The 470-nt window shown below is 46.2% G+C and carries 1 protein-coding gene; it reads left to right on the top strand.

Annotated elements, in window-relative coordinates; genetic code table 11:
• Positions 1–191: hypothetical protein (locus tag KVT28_RS24695; protein WP_217550772.1), on the top strand; the 191-nt coding region annotated here is incomplete at its 5' end.
• Positions 192–470: the final 279 nt, after the last annotated feature.

The raw sequence follows: 470 nt of genomic DNA on the forward strand, positions 1-470 counted from the left end.
AATTGCGCGGTCTTGGACTTGTTAGAAAGGTAACTTCAAATCCCACACCACAGGAACGGAAAATGGAGGTTTTGGACTCATTTAGTGTTTTTTACAAAATAAAAACTAAAAAATGGATGACACAAGGGGCAGTCTTCCCGCGAGCCTCAGATATGGCCACGTTCGGGAACTTGTCGCGCCTAGCGTCCTAATACTCTGCGAGGAATCGTGCCACGTTCCAATCCACCATGCCTCTAGTGACCATATGCATCTCCATTGACGTGCCTTCGATTTGCGGGAGTAGCGGGTGAGGTATGGGTCCCAAATCCATGGCGCAAGCTGCCCATTATATTAGCCGTAACTATTGCTACAGGACTCGGAATTGCGCGGTCTTGGACTTGTTGGAAAGGTAACTAGAAATCCCACACCACAGGAACAAAAAATGGAGCTTTTGGACCCATTGAGTGTTTTTTACAGAAGAAAAATGAAAA

Origin of the sequence: Pantoea sp. GbtcB22, from assembly GCF_019091025.1 — a bacterium.
Classification (GTDB): domain Bacteria; phylum Pseudomonadota; class Gammaproteobacteria; order Enterobacterales; family Enterobacteriaceae; genus Pantoea; species Pantoea leporis.